The organism is Clostridium simiarum (assembly GCF_018919175.1).
GTDB classification, from domain to species: Bacteria; Bacillota; Clostridia; order Clostridiales; family Clostridiaceae; genus Clostridium_L; species Clostridium_L simiarum.
Map to the genome: position 1 here is coordinate 840,237 of NZ_JAHLQL010000001.1, position 17,598 is coordinate 857,834.

General features: G+C 30.7%; 15 protein-coding genes. All 15 read right to left on the reverse strand.

The features are described 5' to 3' along the window. Position 1: 1 nt before the first annotated feature. The 15 genes from sigE to KQI89_RS04075 all read right to left on the reverse strand — a co-directional run bounded on the left by sigE (position 2) and on the right by KQI89_RS04075 (position 17,577). Complete coding sequence (gene sigE, locus KQI89_RS04005) at positions 2–700, reverse strand: RNA polymerase sporulation sigma factor SigE (RefSeq protein ID WP_425514074.1); 699 nt, start codon at positions 698–700, stop codon at positions 2–4. Between the two features lie 20 nt (positions 701–720). After that, positions 721–1,533, reverse strand: a complete 813-nt coding sequence (spoIIGA, locus tag KQI89_RS04010) for a sigma-E processing peptidase SpoIIGA (protein WP_032121831.1) — start codon at positions 1,531–1,533, stop codon at positions 721–723. Positions 1,534–1,747: 214 nt separating this feature from the next. Next, positions 1,748–2,851: a cell division protein FtsZ gene (gene ftsZ / locus KQI89_RS04015; RefSeq protein ID WP_032121832.1), complete on the reverse strand. Its 1,104-nt coding sequence runs from the start codon at positions 2,849–2,851 to the stop codon at positions 1,748–1,750. Positions 2,852–2,866: 15 nt separating this feature from the next. After that, complete coding sequence (gene ftsA, locus KQI89_RS04020; protein ID WP_216455995.1) at positions 2,867–4,093, reverse strand: cell division protein FtsA; 1,227 nt, start codon at positions 4,091–4,093, stop codon at positions 2,867–2,869. A gap of 272 nt (positions 4,094–4,365) precedes the next feature. Further along, a complete protein-coding gene (locus KQI89_RS04025; RefSeq protein ID WP_216455996.1) occupies positions 4,366–5,640 on the reverse strand; it encodes a glycosyltransferase family 2 protein in 1,275 nt (424 codons plus the stop codon). Positions 5,641–5,835: 195 nt separating this feature from the next. Continuing rightward, positions 5,836–6,891 (reverse strand): type IV pilus twitching motility protein PilT, encoded by a 1,056-nt coding sequence (locus tag KQI89_RS04030; RefSeq protein WP_032121835.1) that lies wholly within the window; start codon positions 6,889–6,891, stop codon positions 5,836–5,838. 11 nt (positions 6,892–6,902) lie between these two features. After that, entirely contained in the window at positions 6,903–7,667 is a 765-nt protein-coding gene (gene aroE, locus KQI89_RS04035; RefSeq protein WP_216455998.1) for a shikimate dehydrogenase, read from the reverse strand. A 95-nt stretch (positions 7,668–7,762) separates the two neighbouring features. Beyond that, positions 7,763–8,467 (reverse strand): RNA polymerase sporulation sigma factor SigK, encoded by a 705-nt coding sequence (sigK, locus tag KQI89_RS04040; RefSeq protein WP_216455999.1) that lies wholly within the window; start codon positions 8,465–8,467, stop codon positions 7,763–7,765. Between the two features lie 337 nt (positions 8,468–8,804). Continuing rightward, positions 8,805–10,463 (reverse strand): penicillin-binding transpeptidase domain-containing protein, encoded by a 1,659-nt coding sequence (locus KQI89_RS04045; protein WP_216456000.1) that lies wholly within the window; start codon positions 10,461–10,463, stop codon positions 8,805–8,807. Between the two features lie 69 nt (positions 10,464–10,532). Further along, positions 10,533–11,153, reverse strand: a complete 621-nt coding sequence (gene udk / locus KQI89_RS04050) for a uridine kinase (RefSeq protein WP_216456001.1) — start codon at positions 11,151–11,153, stop codon at positions 10,533–10,535. Further along, positions 11,153–12,379, reverse strand: coding sequence for a peptidase U32 family protein (locus KQI89_RS04055; protein ID WP_216456003.1), 1,227 nt, complete (start codon positions 12,377–12,379; stop codon positions 11,153–11,155). Before KQI89_RS04055 ends, udk begins: the two co-directional genes overlap by 1 nt. Continuing rightward, the gene (locus KQI89_RS04060) at positions 12,379–13,029 is read right to left on the reverse strand and encodes an O-methyltransferase (RefSeq protein WP_216456005.1); all 651 of its coding nucleotides are present in this window, start codon (positions 13,027–13,029) and stop codon (positions 12,379–12,381) included. The genes KQI89_RS04055 and KQI89_RS04060 overlap by 1 nt, the downstream gene beginning before the upstream one ends. A gap of 31 nt (positions 13,030–13,060) precedes the next feature. Next, positions 13,061–14,890 (reverse strand): translational GTPase TypA, encoded by a 1,830-nt coding sequence (gene typA, locus KQI89_RS04065; protein ID WP_216456007.1) that lies wholly within the window; start codon positions 14,888–14,890, stop codon positions 13,061–13,063. A gap of 523 nt (positions 14,891–15,413) precedes the next feature. Beyond that, positions 15,414–17,081: a ribonuclease J gene (locus tag KQI89_RS04070; RefSeq protein WP_216456008.1), complete on the reverse strand. Its 1,668-nt coding sequence runs from the start codon at positions 17,079–17,081 to the stop codon at positions 15,414–15,416. A 28-nt stretch (positions 17,082–17,109) separates the two neighbouring features. Then, positions 17,110–17,577 (reverse strand): Fur family transcriptional regulator, encoded by a 468-nt coding sequence (locus KQI89_RS04075; protein WP_032121844.1) that lies wholly within the window; start codon positions 17,575–17,577, stop codon positions 17,110–17,112. Positions 17,578–17,598: the final 21 nt, after the last annotated feature.

The following is a 17,598-nucleotide window of genomic DNA, read 5'->3' on the forward strand; positions in this document are numbered from 1 at the left end:
CTTATAACATTTTGTTTATTTCTTTCTTTAACCTTTTAATTATTCTTTTTTCTAGCCTAGAAATATAGGATTGTGATATACCAAGCATATCTGCTACTTCCTTTTGAGTCTTTTCTCTAGATCCAAATAAACCAAATCTTAATTTTACTATTTCTTTTTCTCTCTCATTAAGCTTTTCCATAGCTAAAAATAATAATTGTCTATCAACTTCATCCTCTATAAGATTGTAAACCATATCATTTTCTGTACCTAATATATCTGATAATAGTAATTCATTTCCATCCCAATCTATGTTTAAAGGCTCATAGAAAGATATTTCTGCTTTTATTTTGCTATTACGTCTTAAATACATTAATATTTCATTCTCTATGCAGCGGGATCCATAGGTAGCCAATTTAATTTTTTTATCAGGATTAAAGGTATTTACAGCCTTTATTAATCCAATGGTACCTACAGAAATAAGGTCTTCTACAGACACTCCTGTGTTTTCAAATTTTCTTGCTATATAAACTACTAACCTTAAATTTCTCTCAATTAATGTACTTCTTACACTTTCATCTCCCTTTATAAGCCTTAATACTAAATCCTCTTCCTCTTCTTTAGATAAAGGGGGAGGAAGTGCATCATTACCTCCAATATAATAAATCTTTTTAAAAAATAATCCTAATTTTGATATTATCCTATTTATCCATATTCTAATCCTCAATTTGTTAACCCCCTTCATAATATCCCTCTTGATAGTAAAGCAGCATATTCTCCTCCTTCACTTAAAGGATTGTCACATAAGCATATAATAGCTTCTATTGGCTTAATGGATATCTTTTGATTTTTATTATAAAATAACCGTACAGATTCCGGTTTAAAGCCTTCTAGATTACCTTTATACCCATTTACAACCTTATAGGGTATTCTGTACTTATCTTTTTCACTTATACTTATATTTCCTAAAGCTTCCTTATAAACAATAATTACTGGTAAATTTGTAACTGGCTCTCTTAATTCATTTCCTGTATCTAAAAATCCTTTAAATCCTTTTATTTTTCCTTCATGAACTACTTCAATGCTATATATCAAGTTGTCTACTATAGCTCTATCTCTTATGAAACCAATTGTTCTGTTTAATATAATATAAAGTATCATTATTGCCATTAAAATATATTTATAAGAAAAACTATCTAAAGGATTTTTACTATCTATAAAATTAATATTATTTATTCCTATAAAAAAACATAATCCACTTAATATCATAGAGTAAATAATGTATACTATGGATGCTTTTAAAATAAAGGCCAAATCCAGCCTTGCAAAACTTACTACCATAAATACTATAACCAAAGGTATCTTTATGTATATTGAATTAAAAGCACTTAATTTAGGAACAAACATTACAAATAGATATGATGTAGCAACTACAGCGGCAATTATAGCATTAACTACTTTAACTTTTACCCTCAAAGTATCTGAGGTTATAAATATTAAAAATAAATTAACTATAAAATTCTCAATAATCAATACATCTAAATAAACCACCATATATATCACTCCTTCAAAACTATTATATAATTATATGTTTCAAAATTTTGTCATTTTATATAGTTTGTGTATATTTTTTTAATTTATTTTTTTACATTTTATACTTTAAAACTCTAATAAAAACCTTTCACCTGTATAGTCAAAACTTCATGAAAAAAAGCCTTGATGCTAATCACATCAAAGCTTTTTATATATTACAATATAAACTTTTAAACTATCTTCTTTGTTTCCTTAAAAATGCTGGTATTTCTAATTCATTTTCTTCAAAATTATTTGAGGTAGCAGCAGCCTCTTGAATTGGATCTTTATCAATTCTTTCCGCCACAAAACTTGAGCTTTCTTTTTTTATTTTTCCAGCTCCCCTCTCTTCTTCAAAACCTGTTGCAATTACAGTGATTCTTATTTCATCCTTTAAATCTTCATCTATAACTGCTCCAAATATTATGTTTGCATCCGGATCTGCAGCTTGTTGAACTATCTCAGCCGCTTCATTAATTTCAAGAAGCCCAAGATCTGGTCCACCTGTTACATTTAACAATACTCCTGTAGCACCTACTATAGAAGTTTCTAAAAGAGGACTAGATATAGCTTGTTTTGCAGCATCCTGCGCTCTAGTATCTCCTGTTCCTTTACCAACCCCCATGTGAGCTAGTCCTTTATCTAACATTACTGTTCTAACATCCGCAAAGTCCAAATTAACAAGTCCTGGTATTGTTATAAGATCTGATATACCTTGAACACCTTGTTTTAAAACATCATCTGCCTTTTTAAAAGCTTCCATAAGTGAAGTCTTTTTATCTACCATAGAAAGTAACTTTTCATTTGGTATAGTTACTAAGGTATCAACGCTTTCTTTTAAATTGTTTATACCCATTTCTGCATGTAGCATTCTTTTTCTTCCCTCAAAAGGGAAAGGTTTAGTTACTACACCAACGGTTAGAATCCCCATAGATTTGGCAATTTCCGCAACTACAGGGGCAGCACCTGTTCCAGTTCCGCCACCCATACCAGCAGTTATAAATACCATATCAGCTCCTTTTATTGCTTGAGATATCTCTTCTTTGCTTTCTTCCGCAGCCTTCTGTCCAATCTCTGGATTGGCACCAGCACCTAATCCTTTGGTTAATTTATCTCCTATTTGTATTTTCTGTGTTGCATGGGACAACATTAATGCTTGTTTATCTGTATTAATAGCGATGAATTCAACATTTTTAAGTCCTTCTATTATCATTCTATTAACAGCGTTGTTTCCTCCACCACCACATCCAATTACTTTTATTTGTGCAAACTGTTGAACATCCAAATCAAAATCTAACAAAATAATTCCTCCTCTTTAGAAAAATTCATCAAAAAACCTTTTTATTTTAGACTTAAAATCACTATTGTTTTTTTTTCTATTTCTTCTTGTACTTTTAAATTCAAAATCCTCTTCAACATTTTCTACTACCCTATAATCTAATTTTAACTCATTATACACATTTTTAACAATACTTAATGAGTTTATAGTTAAAGGTTTATTTAAAATTTCATAGGGCTGTAATATGTATACTGATTTATTCATAACTCTATGAGTGAATTCTTTTGCTCCCTTAAATAAACTTATGCCACCACCTAGCAATACAATATTATCTATTTTATCCTTATATCCTCTTTCTTCAGTTTCCTTATGAATAAAGGACAATATCTCTTCTACCCTAGCTGAAACTATTTGTTCTACAACATCCTTATTTTCTAGCCCATTTTTTATTTCCTTATCATCTTCCTGTTCTTTAATTAATTTACCATCTTTCTTCTTTAAGTTCTCTGCGTCATTAATATCAGTATTAGTACAAAATGCAATATCCTTAGTTATTATATTTCCACCTAATGGAATCTGGAATGTGTCTGTTAAAATTCCTTTTTCATAATAAGCCACATCACTGTTATTTGCACCAGTATCAATTATCAAAACATTTCCTGTAGAATAAGTGGAGCTATTATATAGGTCTTTAGAAGATTCAGCCTGAATGAGTAAAGCTTTTATTTTTAAGCCAATATTATCAAGAATTTTTATCCTTGATGAAATTACAGATCTTTTAACTACAACAAGTTTTGTATCTGCTTCTAATTTACTTCCTACCATACCTATAGGATTTTCTATATCCTCATTCTCATCAACTTTATATCTATAAGGGATTATATCAATTATTTCTTCATCATTAGGTATAGATATACTCTTTGAAAACTCTAATGCCTTTTCCACATCTTTTTCTTCTATCTTGATATTTTCTTTAGGTAGTGTAAAAACACCTTTTCCTTCTAAAATTCGACATATACCAGCAGGAATCCCCAAATATACCTCATCAATAGAAAGATTGACTAGGTTCTCCAGCTCGCTTATGCAACTTTTTAATGCATCTGATAGATTGTGTATATCAATCACTTCACCATTTCTTATATCTTGGCTTTCCTTTGCTACACTGTCTAATATCGTAAGGTTTCCCTGTTTTTCTATCTTACCTATAGTAGCACTAACCTTTGAGGAACCAATGTCAACTCCTACAATATAAATTTCTTCCATATCTTTACCTGAATACCTCCTTCCTCTTAGGTTTATATCATACATTTATATATTCAACGCATATTAAAAATTTCCTTTTATATATATAAAAAATTAGTTAAAATATTAAATTTCCATTGAAATAATTGTAAATTTCTTTCATAAAACATAAGAGAACTCTAAATTCATATGAATTCCTGAGTTCTCTTATGTTTTATGGAATATTTAATTATATCATATTTAATAAAATACAGCTATAATATATTAAAAGTTTAATTGAAATTTTAAGTATATTAATTTGCCTTTTCAAGTTCATGAATTTTTATGCTTCTAGTATGCTGTGTATGGATCCATTCTTTTTTATTCTTATTTAGTATCCCCTGTATAGATATAGGTAGCCAAGTGGCACAGTATAGAGGATAAATAAGATAATATAAAAACATCCTTAAACTAAACTTCTTTTCTAGAACCAAAAGAAAAGGCGTATATATAAATTGAAGCATCAATAACAGCGTACTGCCTAACTTAATCATATTAAAATTTGCTGTTTTTAGCATAGTCATAGCATTTGTTATAAGTTCAGGCGCAGACATAAATGAATGACTTAAGTTTATTAACATAGCAATTCCGCTAGATACCAGAATTACAGGTTGAATTGTATAAAGTGCACAATCAAAAGCTACAAAGTTAAATTCTTTTATTGCTTTTTTCATAAGTTTAAAGAAATACCTACTAGAAACATCAGCAAAACCTTGCATCCATCTCTTTCTTTGAGCCCAAGATTGCATCAAAGTAAGAGGCTTTTCATCATATATTATTGCATCATGTGCCCATCCTACCTTATAACCATTACTAACCAATTTACATGTAAACTCTAAATCCTCCGTAAGGCAAGTTACTCCCCACCCTAAATCTTGAAGTATTTCTGTGTCTATACAGAATCCCGTACCTCCAAGTTGATTAGATAACCCTAAATTATTTCTAGAGAGCTGAAACATTCTATTTGAAGTCCAAAACGCTATAGAATTACATCCCGTTACCCAGTTATCATTCGGATTTTTCACATCTAAATATCCTTGCACAACTCTATAACCTTCACATAGTTTATTGTTCATCTCCGTAAGAAAATCTTTAGAAACTAAATTATCTGCATCAAAGATTACCACTGAGTCATATTTTTTTTCCATTTTAAATATCTTATCAAACATCCATTCTAATGCATATCCCTTACCTCTTTTGTCCTTCATGTTTCTTTCAAATACCTTAGCTCCAGCATCCCTTGCTTTTCTTGCAGTACTATCAGTACAATTATCTGCAATTACTAATATATCATACAGTTCTTTTGGATAATCCAACATATTCAAACTATGCACAATATTTTGGATTACAGCTTCTTCATTATGCGCAGCTACAATTAAAGCAAAGCTCTTTTCTGCTTTAAATTGCTTTTTCTTTTTAAATCTCACTATTCCAAAAAACGAAAGTAGTAAATAATACGTAGATGTTAAAAATACTACCTGTGAAAAAGTTGCTGACAAAATTTGAAGAAATGAATTAAAAACTTCCATTCATATCCCCCCTAGTTCAAAGTTATTTTAGCACAAATATCAATTAAATACTATATGCAAATATGATATTTAATTAATATTTAATTAATATTTTTATTTAATATGTAAAAATTTAATAAATTTCAATCGAATTATATTAAGAAAAAATGGAGAGATAACCTCCCCATTATTTTTTAATATACACTAATCTATCCTTTAAATCATCATCATTCTAGTAATAAATTCTCTATCTACACAATAGGTTAAAGCTGCCTCATTAGTTATTATACCTTTTTTATATAGTTCTAATAATGCCATATCCATAGTTTTCATACCATATTTGCCTCCAGTTTGAACGGAAGATTCTATTTGATAAGTCTTTCCTTCTCTTATCATATTTTGTATAGCTGGAGTCACTACCATTGTCTCTAAAGCTGCAACTCTTCCATTTTTATCCATCCGTTCTATAAGTTGTTGAGATATTATACCTTGAAGTACTGCTGCTAATTGTATCTTAATTTGTTGTTGCTGATATGGCGGAAAAACATCTACAATTCTATCTATGGTTTTAGCTGCACCTATAGTATGTAATGTGGAAAGAACAAGATGTCCTGTTTCTGCTGCAGTTATGGCAACAGATATAGTTTCAAGATCTCTCATTTCACCTACCAATATAACATCTGGATCCTCTCTCAATATTGCCTTTAAAGCATTTTGATAACTAATACTATCTTTCCCTATTTCTCTTTGATTTATTATAGATTTATTATGTTTATGTAAATATTCTATTGGATCTTCTAATGTAATTATATGAGCCTCTCTTGAATTATTTATTTCATTTATCATAGCAGCTAAAGTTGTACTCTTACCACTACCTGTTGGTCCTGTGACAAGTACTAATCCTCTTTGTTTGCTTATAAGTTCTTTTATCACAGGAGGATGACCAAGCTCATTTAATGTAGGCACCTTTAGTGATATAAATCTTATAGCTATAGCGCTACTTCCCCTTTGTTTAAAAACATTAACTCTAAATCGTCCAAGTCCTGGCACAGAATATGAGGTATCGAGTTCTCCTCTCTCAAGATAAGTTTCATATAAATCTCCTAATATTTCTTTAGCATATTTTTCTGTATCTTGAGGTGATAACTTATCCTCTTTAATACCTTGCAACCTCCCATTAGCTCTTATAGTAGGTGGTATACCCACTGTAAGATGAAGATCAGAAGCTTGCCTTTGCGTTGTAATTTCTAATAACTTATTTAAGTCTGTCAAAGCTATTCCTCCTACCTTTTTAAATTTGAACACCAAATATCTATTGATTTGTAAGCTTGATGTTCTAACATACATTCCCCATTTATTGTTTTCAACCCCAGTTTTTCTGCTTCTATCAATATATTAGTCTTTTTCGGAGAATAATTCAAATCATAAATTACCAAATCCCCACTAAAATTTTTCAAATTTATTGGCAAAACCTGATTATTTATGTTTCCTAGTGGAGTACAGTTGATTATAATATCATATTTAAATAAACTTTTTATACTTTTTAAATTAAGTATGTTTCCAGCAAGAAGAAAATCTTTATCTATTTTAGCCACATTTCTTCCTGCCACATCTATATTCCTAACACCTAAATCTTTTAATGCATAATATACTGCCTTAGCCGCTCCTCCATTACCTAATATTAATGCAGATTTATCCTGAACTCTTATGTCATAACATTTTAAACTGTCGATAAATCCAAAATAGTCAGTATTATAACCCACCAATCTCTCCCCTTCAATAGAAATAGTATTTACTGCCCCTATTAAACTTGCAGGATAGGTTACCTCATCTAAATATTCTATTATAGATTGCTTGTATGGTATTGTTACATTAAATCCTACATAACTTTTTTTATCTATATTTTTCAGAAAGTGAATTAGTTCCTCTTCTTCCATATCAAATAGTTTATAGTTTAAATTAATGTTGTTATCTTTATAATACTGATTATGAATTTTAGGTGATAATGAATACTGAATATTTTTACCTATAAGCCCACATATCTTCAATTTAATCAACCTCCAAATGTATTAATTCTACAAAAATATGCTAAACTCCTTTTACATACTGTTAAATAAAAGAAATTTAGCATATATATTTTCCTTCATATCTTATTTTTACCATCTAACTCCTTTAATAATTTTTTAAGTGCCCTTTTTTCTATCCTTGAAACATAAGATCTGGAAATACCTAAAAGTTTTGCTATCTCCCTTTGGGTTTTGCACTTACCATCTATTAATCCATATCTCATTTCAATTATAATTTTTTCTCTATGTTGTAGCACCGTATTAATTTTGCTATATAATTTTTTTATCTGTATTTTTTGTTCTACAAGTTCTACTACAGAATCATCTTCGCTACTTAAAACATCCATTAAAGATATTTCATTTCCTTCTTTGTCGATACCTATTGGATCCTGAAGATATACTTCTCCCTTAATTTTTTTATTATTCCTAATCAGCATAAGTATTTCATTTTCTATACATCTAGCCGCATAAGTGGCAAGTCTAGTACCCTTTGTATTATCAAAAGAATCAATAGCTTTTATAAGTCCAACTGTACCGATAGAAATTAAATCATCCATATCCTTTCCTGGGTAAGAGTATTTTTTAACAATATGAGCTACAAGCCGTAGATTTCTTTCTACAAGAATGCTCTTAGCTTCAACATCTCCTTCTTTTAATTTATTAATATAATACTCCTCTTCTTTCTCTTCTAAAGGTTTAGGAAAAGAATTCCCTCCAGTTACATATCCAGTTAATACCGTAATTCCACCAATCATATCTAATAGATAATTGATCAACAACACAGATGCTCCTCCTAATAGTGCTTATTAATATATTATGCGGATGTATAAAAATGTTTCCTAATTGTATATATATTTTTAAACACTATTAGTTTATAGATTTTCATAACAAATACCTTGTTTTATTCTGGGCGGAAAGTATATTAGAAATATATTCTAAAAACAAGTTCCTACTAAAAGTTACAAAGCATATACCATAAAACATCTTAATAATGCAGGCTTTTTAGGTTTAAAAGATTAGTTTTTTTGAAAATATTAGTAATTATGTACTATTGAATAATCTCCTTAAAAACAAGAAAACTGGCCTAGAGATTTCTCCCTAAGCCATATTTTTATATTTTTATTTTAATAAGGTTTCTACAATTTCTTTAAATATAGGACCAGCAGTAGAGCCTCCATATTGATTGTCTTCATTTATATCTTTTACAAATACTACCATAGAATAATACTGCCCTTTAAATTTGTAGTATCCTGCAAACCATCCATCAGAATGTTTTTCCATTATAGTTTTATTATTCTCCTCAGATACTATAGGCTCCATCCTAGTAGTTGTACCGGTTTTCCCACCAGTTTCTACCCCTTCCATATATACACTTTTTCCTGTTCCCTTTTCATCCCTAACTACCTTAATCATTTGTTCTTTCATTATTTTAGCTGTATTCTTTTTGATAACTTGAGTTTTGTCTAAAGGAGTTTTGCTTAGCATATTATTGTAATTATCTACATATCCCTCTAATATAGTAGGCTTTACATAAACTCCTTCATTTACTATGGTACTTATAATGTTAGCCCCTTGAAGTGGAGTTATTCTCATATTCTGTCCTATAGATAGTAATCTAGGGCCATCTTCATAGGCTGTAGGTAATACAAAATCTCCTGTAACTTCTCCCTTTCCGTGAATATTAAGAACCTTTTCAAAAAGTCCTTGCTTTCTAGCATATTCTTCTATAACTGGCCAACCAATTTCCTTTCCAACTTCCGCAAAGATATTATTACAAGATATCATAAGCGCCTCTTCTAAAGTTAACTCTCCATGAGCCTTCTTACATATTGAATACTTACCTAGTTCACAGGTAAATTTACTTTGTGGTAGAAATAAGCCTCTATCAATAGCTATCTCTTCCACTAATAACTTAAATATAGATCCTGGTACATAGCCATTTTCAGTAGTAGATGCTAAATTTATATTAGGTTTACTTTCATCCTTTTGAGCCATAACCTTTATTTTACCTGTATTGGCTTCTACTATGGTTACACCTATTTGATCATAACCTTTGTACTTTTCAGCACTTAAGATTTCTCTAACTGCATCTTGCATCTCCTTATCTAGGGTTAATCTTATATTCATATTACTTTCATCTATATCATAAATACCTTCATTTATGTTTCCATCTACATCTTTTTCAAATATTACAGAAGGGGTGTTGTTATCTTTAGTTTTTAGGTATATAGCTCCTTCTAGAGAGTTCTCTGGCTTTATATCACTTTTGTTATACTTGAAGTTTGTTATCATATTCTCTATTTTCCAGGCTTTACTTCTTTGAACCTCATCATACATGTAAAGATAAGTACCTTTTATCCCTTTTACAGCTTTTAACTTCTCATAGGCTTCTTTATTTAAATTTATATACAATCTAGCACTATTAGGCGATTCTAATATAGTTGCAAGATCGTAATCTTTATTATAATTTTTTAATATATAATTAAAGGCATAAATTCTATTTACTTCTGTACTGCTATTATTTCTCTTAAAAGTAGCTGGATCAATAACTAATATATACTTTCTATTATATTCAATTAAATTGCGATTCTTTGAATCTAAAACACTAAATTTAAGTTCGTTTATGTTTTCCTTATATCTGTACTGAGAGTTAGCCATAACTTCTAACCTATCGCTATAAAAATACTGAATCTGCACTATCCTAAGTATTAGTAAAATAAAAACTAATGTTGTACTTATACCTACAACTTTGACTCTTTTAAAAATTTTATGCCGCATAAAAACACCTCACTACTTTAAATTCTTGACAGTAATGAGGTGTTATATTCAAACTTTTTATAATATTTGCTATTCTTGTAATATATGTTTTATATTTGCTACTATTATATCTATTGCCACTTTATTATGTCCACCTTCTGGAATTATTATATCTGCATATCTTTTTGTAGGTTCTATAAATTGTAGGTGCATAGGTCTAACTACGTTTAAATATTGATTGATAACTGAGTCAACACTTCTTCCTCTCTCATTTATGTCTCTCAATATTCTCCTTATTATTCTAACATCTGCATCTGTGTCTACATAAAGCTTTATATTTAATAATTCCCTAATTCGTGGATCTTCTAATATTAGTATTCCTTCTAATATTATTATATCTTTTGATTCAACTGTAACAGTTTCTTTTTTCCTATTATGCTCTTCAAAATCATACATAGGCTTTTCTACAGCTTCGCCATTTAATAAAGCCTTTAAATGTTGGATAAGTAAATCTGTATCAAAAGCTTTAGGGTGATCGTAATTAATCTTAACCCTTTCTTCAAAAGGAATTTCACTTTGATCTTTATAGTAAGAATCTTGTTCAACCATTGCAATACATTCTTCATTAAATCTACTATATATTTCTTTTGCTATGGTACTTTTTCCTGAACCAGTCCCTCCTGCTATACCTATCAATATGGGCTTATTCATTACTTCTCCTCCTTGCTTTTAATAAGTATATCCTTTGGCTTTAATATGGTCTCTGTAGAAAATCTAAATATCATCTGTGCTCTTGGTGCTGATTCTATACTGTTACCTGCTGCATCCTTCATATTATCTAAAATAACAGTGATCTCTTCTCCTTCTGGTCTTAATACCTCTACTGAATCTCCTTGTAGAACTTTATTTCTTTGTTCTACAGTGGCTATATGATTTACAGCATCATATTCTATCACTGTACCTACTATATCGTAATCTCTTATGTAAGAAGAACTTTCATAAATCTGCTTATTAGTTTCCCCAAAGTAAAATCCTGTATGATATTGTCTATGACTTACTTTCATTAATGTTTCAAGCCACTTAGGATTAAACTTATAATTTTTAGGATCATCAAAATAAGAATCTAAAGCTTGCCTATATGCTTTAACTACTGCTGCCACATAATAAGAGCTCTTCATTCTACCTTCAATTTTTAAGGAGCATATTCCGCTATTAACTAGTTCTGGTATGTACTCAATCATACATAAATCCTTAGAATTCATTATGTAGCTTCCCTTATCATCTTCTATAACTTGGAAGTATTCTCCTGGTCTTTTTTCTTCCATAAGATAATACTTATATCTACAAGGCTGAGCACAAGCACCTCTATTAGCATCTCTCCCTGTCATATAATTTGATAGAAGACATCTTCCAGAGTAAGACATACACATGGAACCATGTACAAAAGCTTCTAACTCACAAGTTTCAGGAAGATTACTTCTAATTTCTTTAATTTCATTTAAAGATAACTCTCTTGCAAGAACAATTCTTTTTACACCTATATTATGCCAAAATATAGCTGATTTCCAGTTTACATTATTAGCCTGAGTACTTAAATGTATCTCCAAATTAGGTGCTACTTCTTTTGCTGTCATCATAATTCCTGGATCCGATACTAGTATAGCATCCACTTCTAAACTTTCTAATTCTTTAAGATAATTTTCAAGTCCTACAATATCAGCATTATGAGGAAAAACATTTAATGTAACATATACCTTTCTTCCTCTATCATGAGCATACTTAACTCCAGTTTTTATATCCTCTGTAGTAAAGTTGTCCGCAAATGCTCTAAGATTTAGTTTGCTTCCACCTAGATAAACTGCATCAGCGCCAAAGTCTATAGCGGTAATAAGTTTCTCAAGGTTGCCTGCTGGGGCTAATATTTCAGGTTTTTTCATTACACCTTCCTCCTTTTAGTAACAGCAATACCATCCCCCATAGGTATTACAGAGGTAATAAGATCTTTATCCTCAGAAACCATTTGAAGGTATGTTCTCATCCTTTTCACGATAGTTATCTTTCTTCTTTTCACTAAATCCTGAGAGGCAACCATACCTCTAAAAAGCACATTATCAGCGATTATTATTCCGTCTTCATGAAGTAACCTTAAGCAATGAGGTAAAAAATGATTATAATGTCCTTTTCCTGCATCCATAAATATCATATCAAATTTTCCTTCCATAGCTTCAAGTACTTCTAAACAGTCTCCCTGTAATATGTTTATATGATTTTGAAATCCCAATTTATCTATATTCTCATTAGCCCTCTTTACCATATCTTCATCTCTTTCAATGGTTAGAATTTGGCTATTTTTATCTGACGCTAGACTCATCAAAATAGAAGAATATCCAATAGCAGTACCTAGCTCTAATATACGCTTAGGTTTAGTAATACTCACCATTAACTCCAAAAATCTACCTGTTTCTTTTTGGATTATTGGTACTCCATTTTCTACTGCATATTCTTCTAGATCTTTCAGTATCCCTTGGTGGTCAGGTATAAGCTCTCTTAAATACTCTTCCATGTAATCAAAAGTTACACCACCCATTTTATCCTCCTAAACAAATTATTTTAAATAATTATTGAGCCTTACTCCTATTTGTAAGTCTCTTTCTTTCGTTACTGTCTAAAATTCTCTTTCTCATTCTAATATTCTTTGGTGTCACTTCAACTAGTTCATCACTAGTTATAAATTCTAAACATTGCTCAAGAGACATTGGTTTTACAGGTGTTAATCTTAAGGCTTCATCTGAACCTGAAGATCTAGTATTTGAAAGATGCTTTTTCTTACATACATTTACTTCGATATCTTCTGCTCTTGAACATTCTCCTGCTATCATACCATGGTAAACAGCAGTACCAGGTCCTATAAATAGATTTCCTCTTTCTTGTGCATTGTATAATCCATAAGTTATTGCATCTCCGTCTTCAAATACCACTAGAGAGCCTCTTGTTCTTTCTGGTATATCTCCTTTATATGTCTCATATCCTTCAAAAATATGATTCATTATTCCATTTCCTTTAGTATCTGTCATAAATTCATTTCTAAAGCCTATTAATCCCCTAGCAGGAACTAAAAATTCTAATCTTACATAACCATTTACTGCAGAAGTCATGTTAACCATCTCTGCTTTTCTTGGTCCTAACTTTTCCATAACCACACCCATAAATTCTTCAGGCACATCTATGGTTAATCTTTCTATAGGTTCAACTTTCTTTCCATTCTCCTCCCTAAATATAACGGAAGGTTTTGAAACTTGGAACTCATATCCTTCTCTTCTCATAGTTTCAATAAGTATGGATAAATGAAGTTCTCCTCTTCCACTAACTTTAAAGCAATCTGGAGATAACTCTTCTATTTTCATGCTTACATTTGTTTCTAATTCCTTTAAGAATCTATCTCTCAAATGTCTTGAAGTAACATAGTCTCCCTCTTTTCCTGCAAAAGGTGAGTCATTTACCATAAAGTTCATACTTATAGTTGGCTCATCTATATCTACAAAAGGAAGAGCTTCTGGTGAAGTAGAATCTGCTATGGTGTCACCTATGTTAACAGCATCTATTCCACTTATAGCAACAATATCTCCTAATTTAGCTTCTTCAACATCTTGTCTTTTTAGACCTTCGTACACATAAAGATTAGATATCTTAGCATTTTTTATGCTACCATCCTTTGACATCAAAGCAACTGTTTGATTTTTTCTTATGTTACCTCTTTGAACTTTTCCTATAGCAATTCTACCTACATACTCGTTAGAATCTATAGTAGTTATAAGTAATTGAAGTGGTTTGTCTATATATCCTTCTGGTGCCTTTACTCTTTTGATTACCATATCAAATAAAGGTGCCATATTCATATTTCCATCTTCAGGATCTAACCTAGCATAATTAGATTTAGCAGAGCAATAAATTATAGGGAAATCTAACTGTTCATCACTAGCTCCAAGCTCAACAAAAAGATCAAAAACTTCATCAATAACCTCAACAGGTCTTGCATCTGGTTTATCTATTTTATTTATTACAACTATAGGATTTAATCCTAGTTCTAAAGCTTTTTTAAGAACAAATTTTGTTTGTGGCATAGGTCCTTCGTAAGAATCCACTACTAAAAGTACGCTATCTACCATTTTAAGAACTCTCTCAACCTCTCCACCAAAATCAGCATGTCCTGGAGTGTCTACTATATTTATTTTAACCCCATTATAGGTAACTGCTGTATTTTTTGATAATATAGTTATGCCTCTTTCCTTTTCTAAGTCATTAGAGTCCATAACTCTCTCTTCTACTCTCTCATTTACTCTAAATACATTGCTTTGCTTTAGCATAGCATCTACAAGAGTAGTCTTACCATGATCGACGTGGGCAATAATAGCCACGTTTCTAATATCACTTCTTATAAATAAACTCATGTTTTAGCCTCCAAAATTTAAGATTTGATCGTTTTGTACATAAAACAAAATTGGATACGTTAGTACCCAATTTTGTCCTTAACCATATTAATTCTAATATTATGTTTCTAAAATGTCAACTTAACTAATAAATATTAGTTATTATTCTGAAAAAATTTTTAATTCTACAGCTTAATTTAATGTCTTAATTATAGCTCCTAAAATCACTACAAACCTAGATTCTACCTGCAAATGCCTAGTTACTTCTAGATTCATAGAAATTATAGAACCTAAATTTTAAATTTTTTCTTCCATTTCAGGGGACAATTTACCTTCACTCATATACATCTTGTAAGCTTCCATTTGAAAATTTGCAAAATCATCTAGCATTTTTTTGCTGTAGCTTTGTTTTTATAAGCTTTGAGGCCTCATTAAATTTTTTCACCTCTTTTAATTTCTTCAGTTCCTTTGCTAGTTCATGAGCTTTATTGTAAATATTCATATCTCTATTAAAGCATAGCTTTAACTTTTCACCTAAGTATAATTATATTTCCATTATTATTGGTAGTATCATTGGCTTTCTTTTTGTTTTTTCATATAAGAAAACTCTTAATCCTTCTTTTATAGTAGATTTCATGGTAGCCCAATCTGTTACGTGTCTTTCTTCGCAAGACTTTAGACAACTTTTTACTATTTCTCTAGCCTCGTCCATAAGATGTTCTGATTCTCTTACGTATACAAATCCTCTGGAAATTATATCTGGACCCGCAATTACAGTGCCAGTTTCTTTTTCTATAGTAACTACTACAGTTAAAATACCATCCTGAGATAAGTGTTTTCTATCCCTTAATACAATGTTACCAACATCTCCTACTCCTAAACCATCTACAAAAACATTTCCTGAAGATACTGTTCCATTCTTTCTTATCATATCTCTATTAACTTCGATAACGTCACCTATTTCAGTAATTATCATTTTTTCTTTAGGAGCTCCCAACTTTGCAGCTAAATCAAAATGTTGTTTTAAATGACGGTACTCTCCATGTACAGGCATAAAAAATTTAGGTTTAACTAGTGTATACATTAGTTTTAGCTCTTCTTGACAAGCATGACCTGACACGTGCACATCAGCTAATGCCTCATATATAACCTCTGCGCCTTTTTTAAATAGTTGATTTATAACTCTAGATACTAATTTTTCATTTCCTGGAATTGGAGTAGCCGATATGATTACCATATCTCCCTCTATAATGTTAACTTTTCTATGCTCTGATGAAGCCATTCTAGCTAAAGCAGACATTGGCTCCCCCTGGCTTCCTGTAGTTATTATAACTAACTGATTATTTGGATATTTATTAATGGAATCTATATTCACAAGAACATCTTTTTCAAAATTAAGATATCCTAATTCAGTGGCTACAGCTACTATATTTTCCATACTTCTTCCTGAAACAGCTACTTTTCTATTATATTTTGAAGCCGCAGTAATTATTTGCTGAATTCTATGAATGTTAGATGCAAAAGTAGCAACTATTATCCTTCCCTTGGCTGATGAAAAGATATTTTCAAATGTTTCTCCTACTGTCCTTTCAGACATAGTGTAACCTGGTCTTTCCACATTTGTACTATCTGCTAGCATAATTAATACGCCTTTTCTGCCAAGTTCTGCAAATCTAGATAAATCTGCTACATCATCATTTATTGGAGTATAGTCTACCTTAAAATCTCCTGTGTGCAATACTACACCTAATGGGGTATGGATAGCTATAGCCACTGCGTCTGCAATACTGTGGTTTGTTTTTATAAATTCTATGGATACACTATTTAATTTAACTATATCCCTAGGTTTTACTCTTATTAACTCTGTAGTGCTCAAAAGTCCGTGCTCTTTAAGTTTCGTTTCCACTATTCCTAGTGTAAGCTTAGTTCCATATACTGGCACATTCATCTGTTTAAGTACGTAAGGAAGAGCCCCTATATGATCCTCATGACCATGAGTTAAAAAAATACCTTTCACCTTGTCTTTGTTTTTTAATAAATATGTCACATCAGGTATTACTATATCTATACCGAACATATCCTCATCTGGGAACTTTAAACCGCAATCAATTACTATAATGTCCTCTTTATACTCTATAACTGTCAAATTTTTCCCAATCTCATTGACACCGCCAAGAGGAATTATCCTTATTTTTTCCTTCTCTTTTTTCACATTAAGTTTCCTCCTTTTATGTTGAATATTACAAGTCCTGGTTATTTTCTTTAGAACATTCCTCGCAGATACCAAAGAACTTAACGCTATGATCTTTAATCCTAAACTTGTAGTTTTTCTCGATCTCTTCTTCTAAAGATTCTAATAAATCTCCTTGAACCTCTATAACCTTACCACAGTTATTGCATATCAAATGATGATGCCTATGAGTCTCATCCTCATGTACTAACTCATATCTGCTGCATCCATCATTTAAATCTAGCTTATATATTATGCCCAACTCCTCTAATAGAACAATAGTCCTATATACTGTAGCTAAACCAATTTCAGGACATCCCTTTTTTACCTCATCATATATTTCCTCTACAGTTAAATGGCTTCCTTCATTGTTTACTATAGTATCAACTATAGCTCTTCTTTGGGGTGTGAGCTTATATCCTCTTTCTTTTAGATCTTCTTTTAATTTATTAATTTGTGTTGATGTTAAGTTTGACATTCTTAATACCTCATTTCAACA